Here is a 20,790-nt window from a genome sequence, read left to right as displayed (position 1 = left end):
GGTTGACCTTTTGGCAACAGGATGGGGCCGGGCATGCAAATGCCCGGCCTTTTTCTTGTTATCTTTCATTGACTCTCACAGCTGGGCTGGCGCAACTTACCGCTCCACAGCGCAGGGAGACCCTTCCATGATCAAGTCGGAACTCATTGCCAGATTGGCCGAGGAAAATCCGAACTTGTTCCAGCGGGATGTCGAGCGCGTTGTGAACGCGGTCTTCGACGAGATCGGTGATGCACTGGCCCGGGGCGACCGGGTCGAGTTGCGCGGCTTCGGAGCCTTCTCCGTCCGCCACCGGAGAGCCCGCGAAGGACGTAATCCGCGCACCGGCGCATCGGTCTCGGTGAAGGACAAGCATGTGCCCTTCTTCAAGACCGGCAAGGAATTGCGCGAGCGGGTCGACGCCTCTGCGAAGTAGGCATTCTGCTTTTCCATGACTGACATCAAATTCTGCGGCCTGCGGACGCGAAATGATGTGTGGACCGCAATCGATTTGCGGGCTCGCTGGGCCGGTTTTGTCCATTCCGCGGACCATCCTGACCATATGGACCCCGATGATGCCGCTGAGGCGTTTCGCCCGGCCTTGAACGTCGTAGAAGCGGTCTCCGTCACATACGATGCTGGCGATGATTTGCTGTCGCATGTCAGGGCGGACTTTGCGCCCGAATGGATCCAGCTGCATGGAAGTGAAAGCCCGGCCCGCACGGCCGCAGTCCGCCGGTTTGCCGGAAAGGGCGTGATCAAAGCCATCCGGGTCGCCGGGCCGGAGGATCTGAAAGCGGCGGAGGCCTACCATGGCGCGGCAGATATCATCCTCTTCGACCTGCAGGTCCCGATCAGGGATGACAGGGCCTGGCCGGCAGCCCCGAAGTTCAGCACACCCTGGATTTTGTCCGGCGGGCTGACGGCAGATAATGTCCGTGAGGCCGTAGCGCTTACGGGCGCCAGCGCTGTCAGTGTTTCCGCGGGGATTGAGGATATGCCCGGACAGAAATCAGCGGCCAGGATGAAGGCGTTTGCAAGCGCGCTACGTTCGTCTGCTCCACGCCCTTCAGCCCCCGCCTGAACACCACCCATGACGGCGGCACGGAAAATGCGTTAGAAGGCAGGATAAGTTTGTCGGCAGTGCGTCGCGCTGCGTCATAAGCAGGATTGTCATGAGCTGGCTGGACCGCATCACCCCGGGCGTTTCGAAAATGTTTGCCAAGCGCGACACGCCGGAAAATCTCTGGATGAAGTGCCCGATCTCCGGCGAGATGGTGTTCCACAAGGACCTCGAGGCCGGCATGTTTGTCACGCCCGCCGGCCATCACATGCGGATCGGTCCCGAGCACCGCTTCAAATTCACCTTTGACGGCGACTGGAAGACGCTGGACACACCGGAAGTCCCAAAAGACCCGCTGAAGTTCAAGGACGACAAAGCCTATACCTCGCGCCTGTCCGCTGCCCGCAAGAAGACCGGACGCGACGATGCCATGGCGATCGCCCAGGGTTCGATCGGCGGCGTGCCGTCTACGGTTCTGGTTCAGGATTTTGCCTTTATGGGCGGATCGCTGGGCATGGCCGCCGGTGAGGCCTTCATCACCGCGGCCGACGCGGCTCTGGCCGAGCGCACCCCGTTGATTGCCTTCACCGCCGCCGGCGGCGCCCGCATGCAGGAAGGCTGTCTCTCCCTGATGCAGATGCCGCGCACAACGCTGGCCGTGCGGGACCTCAACGAGGCCGGCCTGCCCTATATCGTTATCCTCACCGACCCGACCACGGGCGGGGTGACAGCGTCCTATGCCATGCTGGGCGATGTCCACATTGCCGAACCCGGCGCGATGATCGGCTTTGCCGGCCGCCGCGTGATCGAACAGACCATCCGCGAGAAACTGCCGGATGATTTCCAGACCGCCGAATATGTTCTGGAGAAGGGCATGATCGACCGCGTCGTCCATCGCCGTGACTTGCGGGACGTGCTCGGCCGCATGCTGCGCACGCTGATGAAACGCGGCGGATCGAACACGCCGGCGCTGCGCCGCAATACGGCTCCGGCCGACTATGCCGAAGACTGACGGATTGCAGCCGGTTCTCGACCGGCTTGCTGCGCTTCACCCCAAGAAGATCGACCTCTCGCTGGGCCGGCTCGAAGCCCTGCTGGAAAAACTCGGCAACCCGCACCACCGCCTGCCGCCGGTCATCCATGTCGCCGGAACCAACGGCAAGGGATCGGTGTGTGCCAGCCTGCGGGCGATGGCAGAAGCCGCGGGCGAGCGCGTCCACGTCTATACCTCGCCGCATCTGGTCCGCTTCAACGAGCGTATCGTGCTGGCCGGAGACATCGTCGATGACAAACGCCTGACCGATGCCTTTGCCCGCTGTGAGGCGGTCAATGACGGTGCGCCGATCACCTTTTTCGAGATCACCACGGCAGCCGCCTTCCTGCTGTTCTCCGAGACACCCGCAGACCGGCTGATCCTTGAAGTTGGTCTGGGCGGACGGTTCGATGCGACCAATGTCATTCCAGCGCCGGCCGTCACGGTCATCACGCCCGTCAGCCTGGATCATGCCGAATTCCTCGGCAGCGATATTGCCGGAATAGCCGGTGAGAAAGCCGGTATTATCAAGAAAGGCGTGCCGGCCATTATCGGCCCGCAGCGGCCTGAAGCCGAGGACCGGATCGGGGCCATCGCGAATGCGATCGGAGCCCCGCTTCGCCAATGGGGGCGGGATTATCGCGCCTGGAGCGAGCAGGGCCGCCTTGTCTATGAGGAAGAAAACCTGCTCTGGGATCTGCCGCGCCCGGCGCTGGAAGGCGAGCACCAGATCATCAATGCCGGTATAGCCGTTGCTGCCGCCCGCGCCGCCGGGTTCGGGGAGCCCGCCGTGCGCGAAGGGCTGGAAGCTGTCAGCTGGCCGGCCCGCCTGCAGCGGCTGACATCAGGGCCCGTCGTGGACGCGGCCGGTGACGCGGAAGTCTGGCTGGATGGCGGGCATAATGAAGCGGCGGGACAGGCGCTGGCGCGCGCCATGGCCGATCTTGAAGCACGTTCCCCGCGTCCGCTCATGCTGATCTGCGCCTTTTCACCGAACAAGGATGCCCGGGGCTATCTCGATCATTTCCAGGGGCTCGCCCGGCGGGTGCAGGCGATTTCATTCTCTGGCGGCAGGGGCGGCTCGCAACCGCCGGCAGAAATCGTGAAGGCAGCCCGCAAGGCCGGCCTGACAGCCGAGGCCAATACCGATCTCTTCTCGGCCATTGCCGACGCCACGCGCGATGATCTCGCGCCGCGCATCCTGATCTGTGGTTCGCTCTATCTGGCCGGCGAGGTGCTGGGCCTCAATGCCGGTATCACGCCGCACGCGACCAGCGGCTGAAAGAAAAAGGGCCCGCCGATTGGCGAGCCCTTTCTCAATTCGGTATGGGAACCGGATCTAGGCGGCGGCCGAAACCAGCGTTTCCTTGATCCATTCCTCGATGCGGCCCTTGGCCATGGCGCCGATCTTGGTCGAGGCCACTTCACCGCCGCGGAAAATCATCAGCGTCGGGATGCCGCGCACGCCATACTTGCCCGGCGTCATCGGGTTTTCGTCGATATTGACCTTGGCAATGGTGATCTCGCCCGACATTTCTGCTGCGAGTTCTTCCAGGGCCGGGCCGATCTGCTTGCAGGGGCCACACCATTCAGCCCAGAAATCCACCAGGACCGGCTTGTCGGCTTTCAGAACGTCGCTCTCGAACGAGTCGTCGCTGACCGCTATGGTCGCCATCGCTACTCTCCTCTGGTTGGCGAATCCCGGCGTGCGGAATTCGAATTCGGGCGTGACCTAGGAATTGCCGCGCCAACCGTCAAGCTTTCACTCCCGCTGCGAGAGCGGATTTCAGGGCGGCATCGTCCAGTTCCATCAGCCTGGGACCATCGGTCCAGAGCAAAGCACAGCGTACGGACTTGCCAGGATGTATCGCTCTGAGAAGCGCTTGGTAGGCGGCCATCTGGGCCAGATAAAGGCGTGGAACATCCCTGGCGTCCGTCGGCGGCGGACGATTGGTCTTGTAATCGAGGATCAGAATCTCGTGATCGGTGATGACCAGACGGTCGACCTGACCGTTGAGCACGAGACCGTCGGGCAGGCCCGGCGCGCTGCCCGTCAGGGAAACTTCCGCCAGGCTGCCCGGACCGAATAGCGGCGCGAATTCCGAATGGGCCAGTACATTCAGAGTTTCCTGCGCAATGTCAGCCCGCTGTGCTGTGTCCAGATCGGCCTGCATGGACAGATAGGCCATGGCCGCCTCTTCCCGCCGGTCTGGCGGCAAATCGGGCAGGGTTTCCAGAAGCTTGTGGATCAATGAACCGCGCCGGAAGCGATGGCTCATATCGCCTGCCAGAGGCGACAGGACGGGTGTATCGTCCTCATCCGCAAGATGGGAAGGTGCGACCGTGCGGCCTTTGCCGGTTTCCGGCAGAGCCGGGGCCAGCGCCCAGGGAGGCAGGTCAATTTGTGCCCGAAGGCGCTCCGCGCGGCCCATCTTTTCCGGACGCATACCGCGCCAGCGTCCTTCCAGACGGTTTCCGTCCTCGTCTTCAACCGGCGTTTCGACGCTCTCCCAGCCCTCGCCCTGCCACAAAGTATCCAGACGCTCGTACCAGCTGCGTTCATCGATTCGGCCCGGTGCCGCGAAGCGCTTCCAGCCACAGACCAGAAGCCGGTCACTGGCGCGCGTCAGGGCGACATAGAGCAGTCTTGCATTTTCCCCTTCCGCGCGAATTTCATCATTCTGCTTCAGCCGGTCTGACAGCTCTGGCTGGATATCACCGGAGGGCGCCCAGACGATGCCGAACCTGTCCTCGAAATACACCCGGCGTTCGGCGCGGACACGCGCTTTCGTGGTCGTATCCGGCAGGATGACGATCGGGGCTTCCAGCCCTTTCGAGCCATGGACGGTCATCACCCGGACCTCGCCGCGGCCCTCATCCATTTCACGTTTGATCTGGCCTTCGCCCGCCTTCAGCTCGGCAATGAAGCCGGGCAGAGAAGCCATCGCCTGCTGTTCATAGGCAATCGAGCGCGCCAGGAATTCCTCGACCGGATCGCGTGCCTCCTCGCCCAGCCTTGCAAACAGGCGCTTTTGCCGGGTTTCGCCTGTGGCTGAACGCTCATTGAGGAAATCAGCGAAAAATCCATAGACTCCCGCTGTACCGATCCGGGCGCGGGCGCGCATCAACGCGGTTTTTGCTTCGGCCAGGACAGGGTCGGAACTGTCGCGCAGCGCATCCCACAGAGCGCCCTTGCGCCCGTGCGCCAGCCGGTAGAGCGCGTCCTCATTGATCGGCGCAGGGGCAGCTACGGGATCAAGGAAGGGTGTTTTCAGAAACTCCGCCAGTTTCAGATCATCCAGCGGGTTCAGCGCTACTTCCGCCAGATTGATCAGGTCCTGTACTGCCAGCTCCTCGGTCAGCACCATGCGGTCAGCTCCCGCGACCGGCACGCCAAGCTGTTTCAGCCGCCGGATCAGCTCGCGGAAAAAGCCGGACCGCCGTGTGACCAGCACCATGATGTCCTTCGGCTCGGCGGGCCGCAGCGCCCTGGTCTCTTCATCATGAACGGCATCGCCATCATCCAGAATGCGCCGGATCTCCTGCGCCACCAGCAACGCCAACCGGTGGGGCGGGCTCATTGCGCTTTCCCGGTCAACCGGGGCCGCCGGATCAGGATGATCGGCTTTGGCAAAGGCCGGGACGGCCGGCCAGAATTCCACCAGGCCAGGCCGCTCCGTCCAGGCTGCCTGGTGAGTCTGATAGCGCTCGAAAGCCTCCAGCGCGGGGCTGTATCCGCTGGCTGTAAGAGTTTCGGATCCGGCGAATTTGGTCTCGGGGGCATGCCGCACAGCCCGGGTTTCGCCGAGCAGTCTTTCCGGCTCGAAAGCCGCATCAACGGCTTCGAGGATGACGTTCGACGAGCGGAAGGAAACCGAGAGGGGCGGCGTCTCGAACAATTGTGCAGCTTCCAGTGCCTGCTGACGAACGCGCGCTCCCCATTCCAGGAAACGTTTCGGCTCTGCCCCCTGAAAGGAATAGATGGACTGTTTCTCGTCACCGACGGTGAACACCGTCTTGGCCTGTCCCCGCTCGATTCCGCTACCGGCAAAGAATTCCTCGACCAGCGCTCCGATCACCCGCCATTGCTCGGGCGCATTGTCCTGCGCCTCATCGACCAGCACATGGTCAATCCCGGCATCCATCTTGTAGCGCACCCAGTCGCGCGCTCCGGCGTTTTCCAGCAGATCGACGGCAAAGGCGATCAGGTCGGAATAATCCAGCCGGCGCCGGGCCCGCAATCCCTGTTCGTAGCGGCGGACATAATCGGCCGCGATCGTGTTGGCGGCTTCGGAGGCTTCGGCCATTTCCGCTGCGGCGATCTGCTGACGCAGATCGGCCAGTCTGGCGGCCTCCTGGTTCAACAAGGCATCGATCGCCGGAAAACCTTCCCTTATGTCCTTGGTACAGAAACTTTTCCGTAGCTCGCCCTTCTGGGTGAAATAGACACCGGAAATCATCTCCAGCGCCTGCGCTTTATCGCTGGCCGCCAGAGCGGCCAGGATCAGCCCGGCCGCTTTCTGATCCGTGGCTTTGCCGGTCTGCATCGTCAGGGCAGCAGATTTCAGCGCTTCATGCGGCGCCTCGCTCCAGCCGCTCTCCCTCAGGCCAGCGGCGCTGGCATTTCCGGAAACGCCCAGTTCGGCTCGCAAATCCGCTCGCAGCCCGTCCTCGCCCTTCTCGCGAAGCACTTTCGTGAAATCCGCTCTTTGCCCTGCTGCCATCCGCACGATCAGGTCGAAACTGTCCGTGCCCCGTGACTGGATGGCTTCGAGTGCGCTCTGCAGGCGGTCATCGGCTGCCGCGGACAACAAAAGCCCCCGCCGTGCCTCGGCGGCGATGGCGCGGGTTTCGCTATCATCGGCGACCTCGAAACCCGGTGGCAGTCCGGCCTCGAGCGGGAAACGTTGCAGCAGCGACTGGCAGAAGGCATGAATGGTCTGCACCGCCAGCCCGCCCGGTGTTTCGAGGGCGCGGGCAAACAGCCGCCTTGCATCGGCCAGCTCCTCTCGCGAATAGGTCTCGCCTTCCACATTGTGAAGCGCGTTGAGCTCTCCCGTCAGAGCCGCATCATCGGCGATCGACCATTTGCCCAGCCGGTCGAACAGGCGCGATTTCATCTCTCCGGCCGCGGCCTTGGTATAGGTCAGGCACAAGATCTTGTCTGGCGGGGTCTTGGCCAGCAGCAGCCGGGCGACGCGGCTCACCAGTACACGGGTCTTGCCGGAACCGGCATTGGCCTCGACATGGATATGATGGTCGGGCTGTGCAGCCAGCGTCTGTTGCTGCGAGGCGTGACGGATCTCCGGTGTCATGACCCGCCCCCCTTGTCTTCCTCGGCGGACGACCACTCTGCCCGCCGGGCCAGCCGGTCATAATCGCCCCACTCGTTTTCGAACTGGGCGAAAATCTGCGACAGATAGGGCGTGTCTTCCTGGCGATAGCGCGCGATCAGCTTGTGCAGGACGGCCTCATACTCGGCCATCAGCTCGTCGGTGGGTTTCGCATTGCGGCCCTGATTGACCGGCTTCTCCGCCCCCGGCGTACTGCCACCGCCCAGTTGCAGATAAAGCAGATCACCCGGCTCTGCCGGATCCAGATCGTCAAAGGCGCCATCGCGGACCATGGCCGCTTCCAGCGGTGCCTGGGGCTCAAACCCGGCAGCTGTGGCGGTGGGAGACGGCGTCCGCCCGGTCTTGTAATCGAGAATATCGATCCGCCCGTCGGGCCGGGAATCCAGCCGGTCCGCCTTGCCGCGCAAGGTGAAACCGGTGTCGCCAACCGCCCATTCCGCCCAGCATTCCAGCGCCGCCGGGCGAATGCCGGTTTCGCGGCGCCTCGCCTCCCAGTCGAGAAACCATTGCGCCAGACGCTCGAAGCGGATCATCTCCGGCACCAGTTCGGCTTCGTCCATGCCCGCGGCGATGGCAGCTTGCCGGCCATGCGATTTCAGGTCTTCGAGCGCGGTTTTCGGCAAAGGACCGGAGCCGGTCTCCTTCAGGAACATTTCCAGCGCCTTGTGAATGGCTGTGCCGCGTTCTGCCGCCTGCATGTTCTGATCAAGCGCGTCGATCGCCCGCAGCCCGAGCACCCGGCGCGCATAGATCGAATAAGGATCGCGGATCCAGTTACGGACCTCGGTAACGGAGAGCGTGTCCGGCCGTACCTTGACCGGCGGGCAGGGGCGCGGCTCGCGGACCGGTTCCGGAGCCGGGGTGAAATCCAGTGCATGGGCGAGGCCGATATAATCGCTGTCCGGGCTCAATGCCGCACCGTCCGCGCCCAGGGCGCCGCGCGCCAGTGTCTGAAGGCGCCAGAGCCAGCGCGACGCCACGGCAGGGGCGCCATCCTGACGCGCTGACCGGGTGAGAATGGCCTCCGGCGCACAGGCCAGCTGCGCGAAATCATGGGCAGCGAGGCCCAGCCGCTTCTCGCGCGGTGGCAGGCCGGCGCTCTGGCGCATGCCCCGCGACATCCATGGATTCTGTCCCAGAGCAGCCGGCCAGATGCCTTCGTTCAGCCCTGCAAGGATGACGCGATCGGCGCTCAACAGACGGGCCTCGATCGGCCCCAGCAGGCTGAGGCGGGGATGGACTGCACCACGTGGCCGGACGGGCCGGCTGCGCGCCAGCGTGTCGAACAGGTCAAGATAGGCCCTGAGGGAGAGATTCGGCAGCACATCCGATTCGGTGATCAGCTCACGCAGAAGCAGGGCTGCGGCCTCGCCATCCTCATTCTTCCACAGGCGCAGGGCACCGTCCTGCTTGTCAGTTGCCGCCAGCGCTTCGGCGGCCTCGGCGTGAGCGCGCGCCCAATCTGCGACCGGTCGGTCAGCTCCGGTCAGCGCCTCCAGACTTGCAGTCAGCCGCTGGAGGATCCCGATGTGCGATTTGTCTTCCAGCCGGTTGGAAACATCGGCGAAAGACCGTCCCGGACGCGCCCCGCGCAAGGCGATGTCGATGCCGTCCAGTTGCTGCTTGATACTGCCCCGGTCTTCGCCGAGCGCAAACAAGGGCGAAGCCCACAGTGCCACCAGCGGTGCGGCAGCACCGGGATCCAGCGCTGCATCGAGGATCAGGCGGAGAAAGCTGCCGGCAGGTGTCTGGGAGAGCGGACGCCCGGCGGAATCGTCGAGCGCGATGCCATAGCTGCGCATGGCGGACAGGACACGGTCGGCCAATCCCCGGTCGGGCGTGACAACCATCGCCGTCTTGCCGGGGGTTTCCAGTGTCTCGCGCAAGGCCAGCGCAATAGCGCGAGCTTCCATTTCGGGTGTCGGTGCCTCGATCAGGGAAAGCCCGGAAAACCCGCTCTTCAGGAAACCTTCGCCCCAGCTGCCCTCCAGTTCGCCGATCCGTTTCAGCCAGTCGCTGGTTTCCTCGGCGGGCCGCAGCGCCTCGGCGATGACGCGCTGGCGTGCCTGCCCGGTGCGGGTAACGGCATCGCCCGGCCAGTCGGCCACGTCCTGCCGGGCCAGCCCGACCTTCTCGAGGAAAGCCTGCATGGCCTGCTGAGGATGCTGATCGTCTGCCTTCAGCGCAGTCCAGGCCTTGTCATCCATGTCACGATCAAGACCCGGCAGAACCACAGCGCCTTGTGGCAGACCGGCAATGGTGGCCATCAGATCGGCGGCGGCCGGAATGGACCCTGTCGAGCCGGCCGCGATCACCGGCCCGTCCGGGGGCGTTTCCCGCCATCGTCTGGCCAGCGCCGAAAGCAGGGCGGATCGGCGCTGGGCGGGATCGCTGAAGCCCAGCTCTTTCAGACGCTCCGGCCAATAGGTCAGCACGATAGCGACGAAGTCCGCCGATTGTTGCAAATGCTCCGGCAATAGCGAGCGGATCTGGTCGCCCAGAGCCGGAACGCCTTCCGCGCCTTCCGTCCATATGTCGTCGATCAGCGTTGCCAGCGGCCCGGCAAGCGTGATGGCCCCGGAAACCGGCATTTCCCCGCCTTGGGCCCTGTCTTTTTCAAGGATCAGCCGGGCGAGTTCGAAACTGCGCCGCACCGGATTGATGGCCGGCGGCGCAATCCCGGCCAGCTCGCCCGGTTCGAAGGGCGGGTCGTCAGCGTCGACATCGCCGATCGGACGGATCAGGGGCAACAGCGTCGCCTGCGCGCTTCCGTCGATATCGGAGAAGGCCGCGGCGAGCGCGCGCCCGGCGCGCCGCGTCGGTGTCAGCACGGTCACCTGCGCCAGCGATTCCGGAGTCGTGCCGAACTCGGCTTTCAGGGTTGCAGCCAGCAGCTTCAGAAAATCCGCCTGCGGCGGTGTTGTGAAAATTCGCGGGGCGGGCGTATCAAAGATCCCGCTCATGTCAGCCTTTGCTCGGCGGCTTCACGCGCTTGCGGATCACCGACATGCATCCAGAAAGCCTCCATGACAAGGCCGTGCACCCGGCCTTTCGCCAGCAATGCATCCCAGATCCGGTTGAGCGAGAAGGGCTCTTGCGGATATCCGTCGATCACGGCCGGATTGAGGATCTGCGTGCCGGCATAGACGAAGGGTGCCTCGGCTGCATCGCCCCTGCGGCGCACACGGCCATCCGTATCGAGAAAGAAATCGCCAGCTCCGTGATAACCCAGTGTCGCGTCCCGCCGGGCCAGAAGCAGCAGGGCATCCATCGTCCTGCTATCCCACGCGCCTTTCAGGCGCTCTACCTCAGGCACCGGTCCTTCCTCCCAGATGGCATCGATATTGGAGAGCAGGAAAGGCTGTTCGCCCAGCAAGGGTCTGGCCTTGACCAGTCCGCCCCCGGTTTCCAGCACCTGTTCGTTTTCATCCGAGATATGGATGTGCGGCACCCCGGTTCGGGCATCGAGATGGGCGCGCATCTGATCGGCAAAATGGTGAATATTGACGATGGCGCGTTCCACACCCGCGGCTGCAAACCGGTCGAGCACATGATCCAGCAGGGCTTTACCGCCGACCTCGACCAGCGCCTTGGGCCGGGTATCGGTCAGCGGGCGCATCCGCGTCCCCAGCCCGGCGGCGAGCGCCATGCCTGTCCGGAATTGCGTCATTTCCCTGCGACCTCGTCCAGCTCGGGGGCCAGATCATGGATCAGCGACCTGACGGCTGAAAGCCCGGGCTGCGAGATATCTGTTAGGAAATGCCGCGCGACGCGCGGCAACAGATCGAGATATTTCGGCTTGCCGTCGCGCACAGCCAGGCGGACGAAAATACCGAGGATTTTTGCATTTCGCTGGGCCCCCAGCACCGCGTAGGCGGCATTGAAGGCCTCGCGGTTATCGAGGCAGGAAGCAGCAAAGAAGCGGCTCTTCATGGTCGTCTGGATATCCGACGGCACATCGCGGCGGGCATCCTCCAGCAGCGAGACAAGGTCATAGGCCGGGTGAACAAACAGCGCGTCCTGATAGTCGATCAGCCCGGTCCGCGCAGGGCCTTCGCGCTCCGGTAGCCAGATCAGATTCTCCGCATGATAATCGCGCAGGGCGAGGCCGGGCGCATGCGCCTCCAGCGCACTGAAAGCCGCTGTCCAGACCTCTGCCCATTGGGCCCGCAGCGTATCATCGACACGGCGCCCCAGATGCCGGCCGATGAACCAGTCGAGCAGAAGCTCGGTTTCTGCCAGCAGGGCCGGTGCGTCATAGTCCATGACGGTCCAGTGGCCGCCATGCGCACTCATCTCCGCGGGAAAACTGGACCGGTAGATCGCTGCCAGCGTATCGACGCCATGCGCATAGAGATCGGTCTCATCCGCCCCGCGTGGAATGGCGTGCGCGAACAGATCATCGCCCAGATCTTCAAGCAGCAGGAGGCCCGCTGGCAGGTCAGCCGCCAGAATGCGCGGCGCGGAAAAGCCCCGCTGTGTCAGCGCTTCGGTGATCCCGGCAAAGGCGGCGAGGTTCGGGCCGGCCAGACGCGCCAGCGCGTTGTAGCCAAGCCGGGCACGTTCTTCCGGCGATGCGCCGGGCGGACAGGCGGGCGCCTCGGCCTGCGCCGGAGCGTTCATCAGGACCGCCGTGTGATCATCCCGGAACAGGCGGCGATAGGAGCGGGTGGAGGCATCCCCGGGAAAGGCCTGCTGACGGGCCGTGCCCCAGCCGGCGGTCTTCAGAAAGTCAGAGATTTCCAGTTCGCGATCAGACATTATCCAGCCCGTCTCCCCAGTCTCCAGCCGGCACAATTTCGGCGATTCGCGTCTCGCCGTCCGTTGTCAGCCGCAGATCAATCCGCCGGTCAGGCCGGTAGGAACCCAGCCGGTCCGGCCATTCGATCAGGCAGATGGCATTATCGAAGACATCATCCAGCCCCAGCTCAGCGAGCTCGCTGGCCTCCTCGATCCGGTAGAGATCGGCATGCACCAGCCAATGCCCGTCATTTGTGTCGTAATGCTGCATCAGGGTGAAAGTCGGGCTCGGTACTTCATCCACATCACACAGGGATTTGATCAGGCCGCGGGCCAGCGTGGTTTTCCCGGCGCCCAGATCGCCGTGTAAAAGCACGGTGTCGCCCGGCAACAGGGCGCGGCCAAGGCGTTCGCCCAGCGCCGCGGTAGCGGCGGGATTGTCGAGCGTGAAGGAGCGGGGCGTCGCCATGCCCTCCGGATTAGTGAAGCCAGCCGCAGCGGGCAAGCGCCCATGCCTTGACTTTCTGCGCTACAGCCGCCAATTCGCCTGCGATCTCTGGAGAGGACGCATGGCAAAGATCACCTATATCGAGCACGACGGCACGAAACACGAGATCGAGGTCGCTGACGGTCTGACCGTCATGGAAGGCGCGATCCGCAACATGGTGCCGGGCATTGATGCTGATTGCGGCGGCGCCTGTGCCTGTGCGACCTGCCATGTCTATGTGGATGAAGCCTGGCTGGGCAAGACCGGTGACAAGACCGGGGTCGAGGAATCCATGCTCGATTTTGCCACCGACGTTCAGGACAATTCCCGCCTGTCCTGTCAGATCAAGGTCTCGCCTGAGCTCGATGGTCTGATCGTCCGCATGCCGGAATACCAGGGCTAGCCTTCCGCGGCTGCTTTTTCCCCGGCCGGGCGGAGCATGCCGGTGAGGTCCAGCTCCGGCGCAGCCTCGACCTTCGCGATCGTCGGAAGGTGACAGACCACCGTCGTGCCCTTCTCCGGCTCGGACGCCAGATCGACCCAACCGCCATGCATCTCGACGATTTCCTTGACCAGGGCGAGGCCCAGCCCGGCGCCACCGCGGCTGCCGCGCTCGAAGCGTTCAAACACCTTGGCCTGCCGTTCCGGATCAATGCCCTCACCGGTATCGGCCACAGCGATGGAGGCACCGTCCTCGTCGCGCTTGACGGTCAGCGTGATGCGTCCGTCCTTCGGCGTATGCTTGAGTGCATTGGACAGCATGTTGACAGTGATCTGGCGCAGGCGCTTGGCATCGCCTGTGATCATCGCCTCGCCTGAGGGGGCGTTTACGGCCAGCCTTACACCGGCATGTTCGGCCTTTGCCGCCAGCAATTCGACGGCATCCTGGACCACGGCCTTGAGATCGACATCAGAGGTTTCCAGCTCCAGCTGACCGGCATCAATGGCCGCGACATCGAGAATGTCGGTGACCATCTTTTCGAGTTCGTCGGCGGCGCTGCGGACATAACCCATATAGGTCGCCTGCTGCTCGCCCAGCTCGCCGGCAATGCCCTGCAGGATCATGTCGGTATAACCGGTGATCGTCGTCAGCGGCGTTCGCAGCTGATAGCTGACATGTTCGACGAACTCGCCCTTGATCCGTTCTGACGCCTCCAGCGCCTCTGCGCGTTCGCGCAGGGCTTCCTCGATGCGGCGGCTGTCGGTGACATCCTGCCAGGCAATCAGCGTGGCACCGTCCGGCAGCGGGCGTGACAGCCAGACCAGCGTCTTGCCGTCCTCGCGCTGCATCTCGCCGGTGACATGGCGGCGCGCTTCCGGGCTGGGATCGGTGACCCGCGCCTTCATTTCGGACCAGACGTCGGCATCATCGAACAGGGCGGCGCATTTCTCGGCAACAATTTCCAGTTCCGGCCGGCCATCCAGCTCGGCGGGCTCGAGATTCCAGAGCTCCTCGAACTCGGTATTGTGCAGGCGCAGCCGTCCGTCGGACCCGAACACGGCGACGGCCTCGTGCAGCTTGTCCAACGTCGCGCGCTGCACATTGATCAGCGTGTTGTAACGGGCGCGCAGGGACAATTCGTCGGACTTGTCCTCGAACACCAGAAGCAGACCACCGAGCGGATTTCGCTGGCGGGCGACGCGCAGTGTCCTTCCGTCGGGCAAATTCCACAGATCGTCAGGGATCTCGGTATCGGGCGCATCCTCGTAACGCGCCAGCTCGCCCTTCTTCCATTCGGAATAATCCGCCTGTTCGGGGATTTTTCTGGCCTCGCGCATCCGGTCCAGCATCTCGCCATGACCAGGGCGCGCATCGAGCATTTTCCCGTCCAGTCCGAACAGATTGTCAAAGGCGGTATTACGGAAGACCAGTTTCTGGCCGCGATCGAAGACAGCGACCGCTTCGGCCAGCTGGTTGAGCGTGTCGTCAAAGGCGCGGCGGAAACGTTTCAGCGCGGTCTTGGCTTCCTCGCCATCGGTCACATCCAGCGCAAACCCGGCAGCCCCGCCCGAGATCGGGAAGCTGACCAGATCCAGAGCCCGGCGCGAGCCATCGACCACGACCGGCTTCAGCGCCGAAACAGCTTCGCCGGACTTGGCCGCGTCCAGCGCGAGCTCCTTGATGGCGGGCTCCAGTGCCACCTGCTTGTCCAGCACATCTGCGGGGCCGTCCGCCTCGACCGCGCGGGCATAGGCATGGTTGGCCCAGATGATCCGGCCGGAAGAATTCATCCGCCAGGCCGGGAAGGGCGCGCGTTCCAGCGTGTCGAGAATGGCGATCGGATCGGCTTCCAGCTGGCGGCGGGCCTCCTCGACGCGGCCGCGCGCCTCGGATTCTTCCAGCCCGCGGATCGTCGCATCCGACAGCCAGACCACCAGCTGCGTACCGGAAGCGCGCGCATCGGCCTCCAGGAAGCGCCCTTCCGGCCCGATGATCGTCAGCGAGAAGGGCCGCCCGTCCGAGATCAGCTCGGCAAAACGGCGGCGCAGCGTGGTGTCATCGCCGGAGGCCGCGCGGGCTTCATAATCCGCCACGCCTTCCAGCAGCAGGGCGGCCGGATCCGGGCCTTCACTGGCCTCGGCGAATTTCAAAAGGCTGGCAAGCGCGGACGGCGAGCCGAAAATCCGTGGCTTGCCCCAGCTTTCCAGCTTGCCGTCTGCCAGCTCGGGCACCTCGTCCCAGACCAGCACCAGTCCCGGATAGGCGCCGAACACGCCATCGGCGCGCGCCACCTTGTCTTCCAGCTCACGCGAGCGCTCGCGCCACAGTGCTTGTGCAGCCCGCGCACCGGCGGTCAGCCGATAGGCCCAGGCTCCGGCAATGAGAGCAAAGAGAACGGCCGCCAGCGTGACGGAAATCGAGACGATTTGCGTGATATCCGGTCCGGCTTCGGGCATGCCGGTCATATCCCCCATGGTGAAAGGGCGGTTGGCGAATCACCACCCTGACGAATCACCACCCTAACCGCTTCGCGAATCCGTGGGGAGGGGGGATGTGGTTTGGCTATGCTTGCGAGTTGGGCACAAAAGGGCGATGACATGATTTCGACAGCAAGGGGCAATTCGGAATGGCCACCATTTTCATGATCGAAGACGAGTGGCACGCCGAACTTCACGGCGAGTTCAAGAGCCGCGCCGCTGCCATGGCGGAGCTCGAACGCTGGTCGGAGATTCCATGGGATCAGCCACCAAATGTAGCGCCTTGTTCGAGTTGGGAGAGTTGCGGACGTTGTTATTTCCTCGCCGAGTACGACACGTCATTCGAACCGTGGCAAGAGCTCTCTCGCGAGAGTGTTCTTGAAATCGATGCGCAAGGCGTTCGTTGGACTTCGGCGTAGATTTCCCCTCCCCCTGTGTGAGGAGGGGTAGGGGTGGGGGCATCCAGATATCACCCCACCCTGACGGCTGCGCCGTCTTCCCTCCCCATCAAGGGGAGGGAAAGAATTGCTCATTCGCCAACACACCTCCCCATTTGACCTCGCCCGCCTCAAGCGCGATATGAGCGGCCAAAGAGATCACCGCCCGATGGCGAGGGAGAAACCGATGCGCGAGATCAATCATTTCATCGACGGCAAGAGCTTTACCGGTGCCACCGGCAAGTTCGGCGATGTCTACAATCCCAATACCGGCGAAGTGCAGGCGCGCGTCCAGTTCGCCAATGAGGCCGAAGTCGCGGAGGCCATCGAGGGTGCCAAGAAGGGCCAGCGCGCCTGGGCGGCCATGAACCCGCAGCGCCGGGCCCGCGTGCTGATGACCTACAAGACGCTGGTCGAGAACGAGATGGACTCGCTCGCCCATCTCCTCTCCTCCGAGCATGGCAAGGTCATCGCCGACGCCAAGGGCGACATCATCCGGGGCCTGGAAGTGATCGAGTTTGCCTGCGGCGTGCCGCATTTGATGAAGGGCGAATATACCGAGAGCGCCGGTCCGGGCATTGATGTCTATTCCATGCGCCAGCCGCTGGGCGTGGTTGCGGGCATCTCGCCGTTCAACTTTCCGGCCATGATCCCGATGTGGTTCATGGGCATGTCCATCGCCACCGGCAATGCGCTGGTGCTGAAACCGTCCGAGAAAGACCCGTCCGTCCCGGTCCGCCTCGCCGAGCTGTGGATGGAAGCCGGCCTGCCGGAAGGCGTGCTGCAGATCATCCATGGCGACAAGCAGGCGGTCGATGCGCTGCTGACCCACGAAGACATCAAGGCGGTCTCCTTCGTTGGCTCGTCGGATATCGCGCACTACATCGCCAAGACCTGCACCGAGCACGGCAAGCGCTTCCAGGCCATGGGCGGTGCCAAGAACCACGGCATTATCATGCCGGATGCCGACATGGACCAGGTGGTCAATGATTTCCTCGGCGCGGCTTTTGGATCCGCTGGCGAGCGCTGCATGGCGTTGCCGGTCGCTGTTCCGGTCGGCAAGGATACGGCGGATGAATTCGTCGCCCGTATGCTGGAAGAGGCAAAGAAGCTGCGCGTCGGTGTCTCAACCGATGCCGAGGCCCATTACGGCCCGGTCGTCTCCGCCGCCCACAAGCAGCGCGTGGAAGACTACATCACCATGGGTGAGAAAGAGGGCGCCGACCTTCTGCTCGATGGCCGCGGCTTTACGCTGCAAGGCCATGAGAAGGGCTATTTCATCGGCCCGACCCTGTTCGACAATGTGAAGACCAACATGAAATCCTATCAGGACGAGATCTTCGGTCCGGTCCTGCAGGTGGTGCGGGCGGAAAATCTCGACGAGGCCGCGCACCTGCCCAGCGATCACCAGTATGGCAACGGTGTGGCGATCTTCACCCGCTCCGGCCTGGCGGCGCGCGAATTTGCCTCCAAGGTGCAGGTCGGAATGGTCGGCATCAATGTTCCGATCCCGGTGCCGGTCGCCTATCACACCTTCGGCGGCTGGAAGCGCTCGGCCTTCACCGATACCAACCAGTATGGCACCGAGGGCATCCGCTTCTTCACCAAGATCAAGACGGTGACCCAGCGCTGGCCCACTGGCGACATTGGCGACCAGGCCTTTGTTATCCCGACGATGCAGTAGGTGAAATCTGGAGGTCTCCTTCGAGGCTCACTCAGTTCGCACCTCAGGATGAGGTGAGTGTTGGCAGATCACCTCATGGTGAGGTGCTCGCCATAGGCGAGCCTCGAACCACGGCCCCCTCACCCGGACCGCTCATCGCTGCGCGATCTCGCGCTCTTTCCCTCTCCCCTGTCAAAGGGGAGAGGGTAGAGAAAGTCGGCCAAGCCAATGGGCGGCTTTCGAGGGTGAGGGGTTGAGGCTTGCCACCGGACCACGCCGGATTAATCTCCCGCGCCATGCACAGTTTTTCCTTCCGCACCGTTCCGCACATCGTCTTTGAGGCCGGCGCCTCGAAGCGTTTATCCAGCCTGGCCGCACCGGTCCTGAACGGTGCGAAACGCCTCTTCTTCGTCACCGACAAGGGCGTCCGCGATGCCGGGCTGATCGATGACGCGCTGGCCGCACTGGAAGCCGACGGGTTCGATGTCTTCGTCTATGACGAGGTGGTCGCCGACCCGCCCGAGGCCATCGTGCTGGAAGCGGCAGACAAGGCGCGCGAATTCGGCGCGGAAGCCATCATCGCCTTTGGCGGCGGCTCGCCCATGGACACGGCCAAGGTGGTGTCGCTCCTCGCGGGCGGTGATCAGCCCCTGTCGGAAATGTATGGCGTCGAGCAGGTGCGGGTTTCCGGCCTGCCCTCCATTATGATCCCGACTACGGCCGGTACCGGTTCGGAAGTCACCAATGTGGCGGTCATCACCACGGGCGCGACCTCCAAGCGCGGCATTGCCGCCGGGCCGCTCTATGCGGATATGGCGATCCTCGATCCGGAGCTGACGCTGGGCCTGCCCCGCCATGCCACGGCGGCGACCGGCATTGACGCCATGGTGCATGCGATTGAGGCCTATACCAACAAGCGCTCGAAGAACCCGGTCTCGGACGCGCTGGCATTGGCCGCGCTGAAAAAGCTGCAGGGCGCCATTCTCACCGCCTGTGACGAGCCCTCCAACCTGGAGGCCCGCGGCGACATGCTGCTGGGAGCCATGCTGGCCGGGCAGGCTTTTTCGAACTCACCGGTCGGTGCGGTCCATGCCATGGCCTATCCGCTGGGCGGGATTTTCCATGTCCCCCACGGGCTTTCGAACTCGGTCGTCCTGCCGCCCGTCCTGAAGTTCAACGCGGCTTCCGCGGAAAACCTCTATGCCGAGATGGCGGCGCATATGGGGCTGGAAGCCAGCTCTGCCGGTCTGATCACCGAGATGGAGCGTATCGCCGATGCCACCGGGATCGAGCGTCGGCTCTCCCAGCTGGGCATCTCGCATAATGACATTCCGCGCATGGCCGAGGACGTCGCGGCGAATGACCGCCTCTTGCCGAACAATCCGCGCGAGCTGACCTATGATGACATCGTCAGGCTTTACGAGGAGATCGTTTGAGCACGCCCGGAACCCGCGGCGATTATCGGGTCTTTTTCCCGATCGCCACACGCTGGCAGGACAATGATGTCTATGGGCATCTCAACAATGTCGTCTATTACGAGCTGCTCGATACGGTCGCCAATCGCTATCTGATCGAACAGGGCGTTCTGGATCCGGAGACCAGCGACCAGATCGGCCTGGTGGTCGAATCCGGCTGCAAGTATTTTGCTTCGCTCGCCTATCCGGAGATCATCGATGTCGGCCTGCGCGTAGCGCATATCGGCAATTCATCCGTGCGCTACGAGGTCGGGGCGTTTGCGAAAGGTTCCGACACGGCGGCCGCCGAAGCCTTTTTCGTCCATGTCTATGTCGATGCCGAAACCCGCCGGCCCAAGCCGCTGAAAGACGATTTCCGCTCGGTTCTGGAAAAGCTGCGCTAGAGCGCTGCTGCTTCGTCCATCAACGTGTTGGCCAGAGTGTAGAGGCCCGGCGCAGACGGGACCTGGTTGAACTGCAGTGCCACCGACATGTCCAGATCATCGCGATAGCAGAGGACGCTCATGAAGGCGGGGAACCAGCCCCGATGTCCGATGAAGCGCGGGCCCGGGTCGAGCCGCATTTCACACCCCATGCCGTAACGCCAGTCCTCGCCTTCCAGCTGGATAACGCTGGAGCCTTGCGGGGCTTGACGGATCATGGCGCTGTAAGCGGTATCGAAGGCCCGCCCACCGAACCAGACATGGCCCCAGCGCGAGAGCGCATCGGCCCGCGTGGTCATGCCGCCACCAGTCCATTCGGTCATCGGGTGCATGGCGATGACACCGCCGTCCGCCGCTTTCGAGGGCACACCGAAAGCGCCCTGTTCCATATAGCTGGACGCAAGGCCGGGGATAACACGGCTTTGCGGGGCGAGAATGCCCTGTGTCAGCCCGTGCGGTTCCAGCAGGCGGGTGCGGACATGGTCCTCGTAGCTGGTCCCGGTGATCGCCTCGATGATCAGGCCGATCAGAAGGTAATTCGTATCGGCATAGGAAAAGCCGGTATCCGGTTCGAAGACCGGGCCGGCGGCCAGCGCAATCGGAATGGTCTCGTCGGTGGCAAAAGCCCGGTCGGGGTCGGTGGCCAGCCGTTCGCTATGAGCACGCACAAATGATTCCTGTGCATAGTATTCGGCAATGCCGGAGCGATGCAGCAAGAGCAGGCGCGGCGTGATCGCGTCGGCATGGGCAAGATCGCTGAACCAGTCGCGGTCTGACAGCCAGGTTCCGACAGGGGCATCGAGGTCCAGCTCTCCCCGCAAAACCAGATCGACAGCGCCAGCGGCAACAAAAGTCTTGCCAGTCGACCCGGCGGCCATGACATGGGCAGGCGTCATAGCCTCACCGGTTTCGCGATCGGCCAGTCCGGCTGCGGCCGTCAGCGTTTCACCGCCGGTCAGTGTGATCCCTGCCGTCATGCCGGGAAAGCCGTGCTCGGCCGGCAGGCCGGCAATCCGCTCGGTCAGCCAGGCTGAAGGCCGCGAACAGCCCGGAGCCAGTCCCAGCATTGCCGTGCTGGCCAGTGCGCCGCTTCCCATCATCAGGTGCCGCCGATTGAGTTCTGCCATGTCATCCTCTTGATCCGGATGTGTCTGGCTAGCGGATTTTCCAGAATTCAGCCCGTTAAACTTGGGTCATCTGCGGCGAGGCTTGCCAAGA

Annotated in this window: 17 protein-coding genes; 9 read left to right on the top strand and 8 right to left on the bottom strand. The window is 63.6% G+C overall.

The genetic code is table 11. The annotated features are described in order from the left end of the window. The first annotated feature begins 127 nt into the window (after nucleotides 1-127). The 4 genes from ihfB (at nucleotide 128) to V0U79_RS11210 (ending at nucleotide 3,357) form a co-directional block, all read left to right on the top strand. Nucleotides 128-415, top strand: a complete 288-nt coding sequence (gene ihfB / locus V0U79_RS11225; protein ID WP_330199608.1) for an integration host factor subunit beta — start codon at nucleotides 128-130, stop codon at nucleotides 413-415. A 15-nt stretch (nucleotides 416-430) separates the two neighbouring features. Next, nucleotides 431-1,063 carry a phosphoribosylanthranilate isomerase gene (locus V0U79_RS11220; RefSeq protein WP_330199607.1) on the top strand — a complete coding sequence of 211 codons (633 nt, stop codon included), beginning with the start codon at nucleotides 431-433 and terminating at the stop codon, nucleotides 1,061-1,063. A 91-nt stretch (nucleotides 1,064-1,154) separates the two neighbouring features. Further along, complete coding sequence (accD, locus tag V0U79_RS11215; protein WP_330199606.1) at nucleotides 1,155-2,054, top strand: acetyl-CoA carboxylase, carboxyltransferase subunit beta; 900 nt, start codon at nucleotides 1,155-1,157, stop codon at nucleotides 2,052-2,054. Continuing rightward, on the top strand, nucleotides 2,041-3,357 hold the full coding sequence (locus V0U79_RS11210) for a bifunctional folylpolyglutamate synthase/dihydrofolate synthase (RefSeq protein WP_330199605.1): 1,317 nt from the start codon (nucleotides 2,041-2,043) through the stop codon (nucleotides 3,355-3,357). Before accD ends, V0U79_RS11210 begins: the two co-directional genes overlap by 14 nt. A gap of 57 nt (nucleotides 3,358-3,414) precedes the next feature. Here the strand turns inward: V0U79_RS11210 and trxA are convergent, their stop codons facing one another. The 6 genes from trxA to tsaE all read right to left on the bottom strand — a co-directional run bounded on the left by trxA (nucleotide 3,415) and on the right by tsaE (nucleotide 12,638). Further along, nucleotides 3,415-3,750, bottom strand: a complete 336-nt coding sequence (trxA, locus tag V0U79_RS11205) for a thioredoxin TrxA (RefSeq protein ID WP_330199604.1) — start codon at nucleotides 3,748-3,750, stop codon at nucleotides 3,415-3,417. A 79-nt stretch (nucleotides 3,751-3,829) separates the two neighbouring features. Then, a complete protein-coding gene (locus tag V0U79_RS11200; RefSeq protein ID WP_330199603.1) occupies nucleotides 3,830-7,390 on the bottom strand; it encodes a UvrD-helicase domain-containing protein in 3,561 nt (1,186 codons plus the stop codon). Next, nucleotides 7,387-10,392, bottom strand: coding sequence for a double-strand break repair protein AddB (gene addB / locus V0U79_RS11195; RefSeq protein ID WP_330199602.1), 3,006 nt, complete (start codon nucleotides 10,390-10,392; stop codon nucleotides 7,387-7,389). Before addB ends, V0U79_RS11200 begins: the two co-directional genes overlap by 4 nt. After that, nucleotides 10,389-11,099 (bottom strand): nucleotidyltransferase family protein, encoded by a 711-nt coding sequence (locus tag V0U79_RS11190; protein WP_330199601.1) that lies wholly within the window; start codon nucleotides 11,097-11,099, stop codon nucleotides 10,389-10,391. The genes addB and V0U79_RS11190 overlap by 4 nt, the downstream gene beginning before the upstream one ends. Further along, nucleotides 11,096-12,190, bottom strand: a complete 1,095-nt coding sequence (locus V0U79_RS11185; RefSeq protein WP_330199600.1) for an aminoglycoside phosphotransferase family protein — start codon at nucleotides 12,188-12,190, stop codon at nucleotides 11,096-11,098. The genes V0U79_RS11190 and V0U79_RS11185 overlap by 4 nt, the downstream gene beginning before the upstream one ends. Continuing rightward, a complete protein-coding gene (gene tsaE / locus V0U79_RS11180) occupies nucleotides 12,183-12,638 on the bottom strand; it encodes a tRNA (adenosine(37)-N6)-threonylcarbamoyltransferase complex ATPase subunit type 1 TsaE (protein WP_330199599.1) in 456 nt (151 codons plus the stop codon). The genes V0U79_RS11185 and tsaE overlap by 8 nt, the downstream gene beginning before the upstream one ends. A 100-nt stretch (nucleotides 12,639-12,738) precedes the next feature. Between tsaE and V0U79_RS11175 the strand changes: the two genes are divergently transcribed. Further along, nucleotides 12,739-13,059, top strand: coding sequence for a 2Fe-2S iron-sulfur cluster-binding protein (locus V0U79_RS11175; RefSeq protein ID WP_330199598.1), 321 nt, complete (start codon nucleotides 12,739-12,741; stop codon nucleotides 13,057-13,059). On the opposite strand, the gene V0U79_RS11170 is transcribed toward V0U79_RS11175, so the two are convergent. Next, nucleotides 13,056-15,563: a PAS domain-containing sensor histidine kinase gene (locus V0U79_RS11170; RefSeq protein ID WP_330199597.1), complete on the bottom strand. Its 2,508-nt coding sequence runs from the start codon at nucleotides 15,561-15,563 to the stop codon at nucleotides 13,056-13,058. The genes V0U79_RS11175 and V0U79_RS11170 overlap by 4 nt on opposite strands. A 161-nt stretch (nucleotides 15,564-15,724) precedes the next feature. Here V0U79_RS11170 and V0U79_RS11165 point away from each other — a divergent pair, with 161 nt between their 5' ends. The 4 genes from V0U79_RS11165 (at nucleotide 15,725) to V0U79_RS11150 (ending at nucleotide 19,533) form a co-directional block, all read left to right on the top strand. After that, entirely contained in the window at nucleotides 15,725-15,994 is a 270-nt protein-coding gene (locus V0U79_RS11165) for a hypothetical protein (protein ID WP_330199596.1), read from the top strand. A gap of 205 nt (nucleotides 15,995-16,199) precedes the next feature. Next, the gene (locus V0U79_RS11160) at nucleotides 16,200-17,696 is read left to right on the top strand and encodes a CoA-acylating methylmalonate-semialdehyde dehydrogenase (RefSeq protein WP_330199595.1); all 1,497 of its coding nucleotides are present in this window, start codon (nucleotides 16,200-16,202) and stop codon (nucleotides 17,694-17,696) included. 275 nt (nucleotides 17,697-17,971) lie between these two features. Further along, nucleotides 17,972-19,111 carry an iron-containing alcohol dehydrogenase gene (locus V0U79_RS11155; RefSeq protein ID WP_330199594.1) on the top strand — a complete coding sequence of 380 codons (1,140 nt, stop codon included), beginning with the start codon at nucleotides 17,972-17,974 and terminating at the stop codon, nucleotides 19,109-19,111. After that, a complete protein-coding gene (locus tag V0U79_RS11150; protein WP_330199593.1) occupies nucleotides 19,108-19,533 on the top strand; it encodes an acyl-CoA thioesterase in 426 nt (141 codons plus the stop codon). Before V0U79_RS11155 ends, V0U79_RS11150 begins: the two co-directional genes overlap by 4 nt. Here V0U79_RS11150 and V0U79_RS11145 read toward each other — a convergent pair. After that, nucleotides 19,530-20,699: a serine hydrolase domain-containing protein gene (locus V0U79_RS11145; protein ID WP_330199592.1), complete on the bottom strand. Its 1,170-nt coding sequence runs from the start codon at nucleotides 20,697-20,699 to the stop codon at nucleotides 19,530-19,532. The genes V0U79_RS11150 and V0U79_RS11145 overlap by 4 nt on opposite strands. Between the last annotated feature and the right edge of the window lie 91 nt (nucleotides 20,700-20,790).

The sequence above is a fragment of the Hyphobacterium lacteum genome (assembly GCF_036330345.1).
GTDB classification, from domain to species: Bacteria; Pseudomonadota; Alphaproteobacteria; order Caulobacterales; family Maricaulaceae; genus Hyphobacterium; species Hyphobacterium lacteum.
Note: the sequence above shows the minus strand (reverse complement) of the source record. Positions and strands in the feature narration are given on the sequence as shown.

What these genes read in the sequence shown, in the direction of transcription:
- V0U79_RS11200 (WP_330199603.1), bottom strand. Translation starts at nt 7,390, where the DNA reads ATGACACCGGAGATCCGTCACGCCTCGCAGCAACAGACGCTGGCTGCA.
- ihfB (WP_330199608.1), top strand. Translation starts at nt 128, where the DNA reads ATGATCAAGTCGGAACTCATTGCCAGATTGGCCGAGGAAAATCCGAAC.
- V0U79_RS11170 (WP_330199597.1), bottom strand. Translation starts at nt 15,563, where the DNA reads ATGACCGGCATGCCCGAAGCCGGACCGGATATCACGCAAATCGTCTCG.
- V0U79_RS11160 (WP_330199595.1), top strand. Translation starts at nt 16,200, where the DNA reads ATGCGCGAGATCAATCATTTCATCGACGGCAAGAGCTTTACCGGTGCC.
- trxA (WP_330199604.1), bottom strand. Translation starts at nt 3,750, where the DNA reads ATGGCGACCATAGCGGTCAGCGACGACTCGTTCGAGAGCGACGTTCTG.
- V0U79_RS11165 (WP_330199596.1), top strand. Translation starts at nt 15,725, where the DNA reads ATGGCCACCATTTTCATGATCGAAGACGAGTGGCACGCCGAACTTCAC.
- V0U79_RS11220 (WP_330199607.1), top strand. Translation starts at nt 431, where the DNA reads ATGACTGACATCAAATTCTGCGGCCTGCGGACGCGAAATGATGTGTGG.
- addB (WP_330199602.1), bottom strand. Translation starts at nt 10,392, where the DNA reads ATGAGCGGGATCTTTGATACGCCCGCCCCGCGAATTTTCACAACACCG.
- V0U79_RS11210 (WP_330199605.1), top strand. Translation starts at nt 2,041, where the DNA reads ATGCCGAAGACTGACGGATTGCAGCCGGTTCTCGACCGGCTTGCTGCG.
- V0U79_RS11155 (WP_330199594.1), top strand. Translation starts at nt 17,972, where the DNA reads ATGCACAGTTTTTCCTTCCGCACCGTTCCGCACATCGTCTTTGAGGCC.
- V0U79_RS11145 (WP_330199592.1), bottom strand. Translation starts at nt 20,699, where the DNA reads ATGGCAGAACTCAATCGGCGGCACCTGATGATGGGAAGCGGCGCACTG.
- V0U79_RS11190 (WP_330199601.1), bottom strand. Translation starts at nt 11,099, where the DNA reads ATGACGCAATTCCGGACAGGCATGGCGCTCGCCGCCGGGCTGGGGACG.
- tsaE (WP_330199599.1), bottom strand. Translation starts at nt 12,638, where the DNA reads ATGGCGACGCCCCGCTCCTTCACGCTCGACAATCCCGCCGCTACCGCG.
- V0U79_RS11175 (WP_330199598.1), top strand. Translation starts at nt 12,739, where the DNA reads ATGGCAAAGATCACCTATATCGAGCACGACGGCACGAAACACGAGATC.
- accD (WP_330199606.1), top strand. Translation starts at nt 1,155, where the DNA reads ATGAGCTGGCTGGACCGCATCACCCCGGGCGTTTCGAAAATGTTTGCC.
- V0U79_RS11185 (WP_330199600.1), bottom strand. Translation starts at nt 12,190, where the DNA reads ATGTCTGATCGCGAACTGGAAATCTCTGACTTTCTGAAGACCGCCGGC.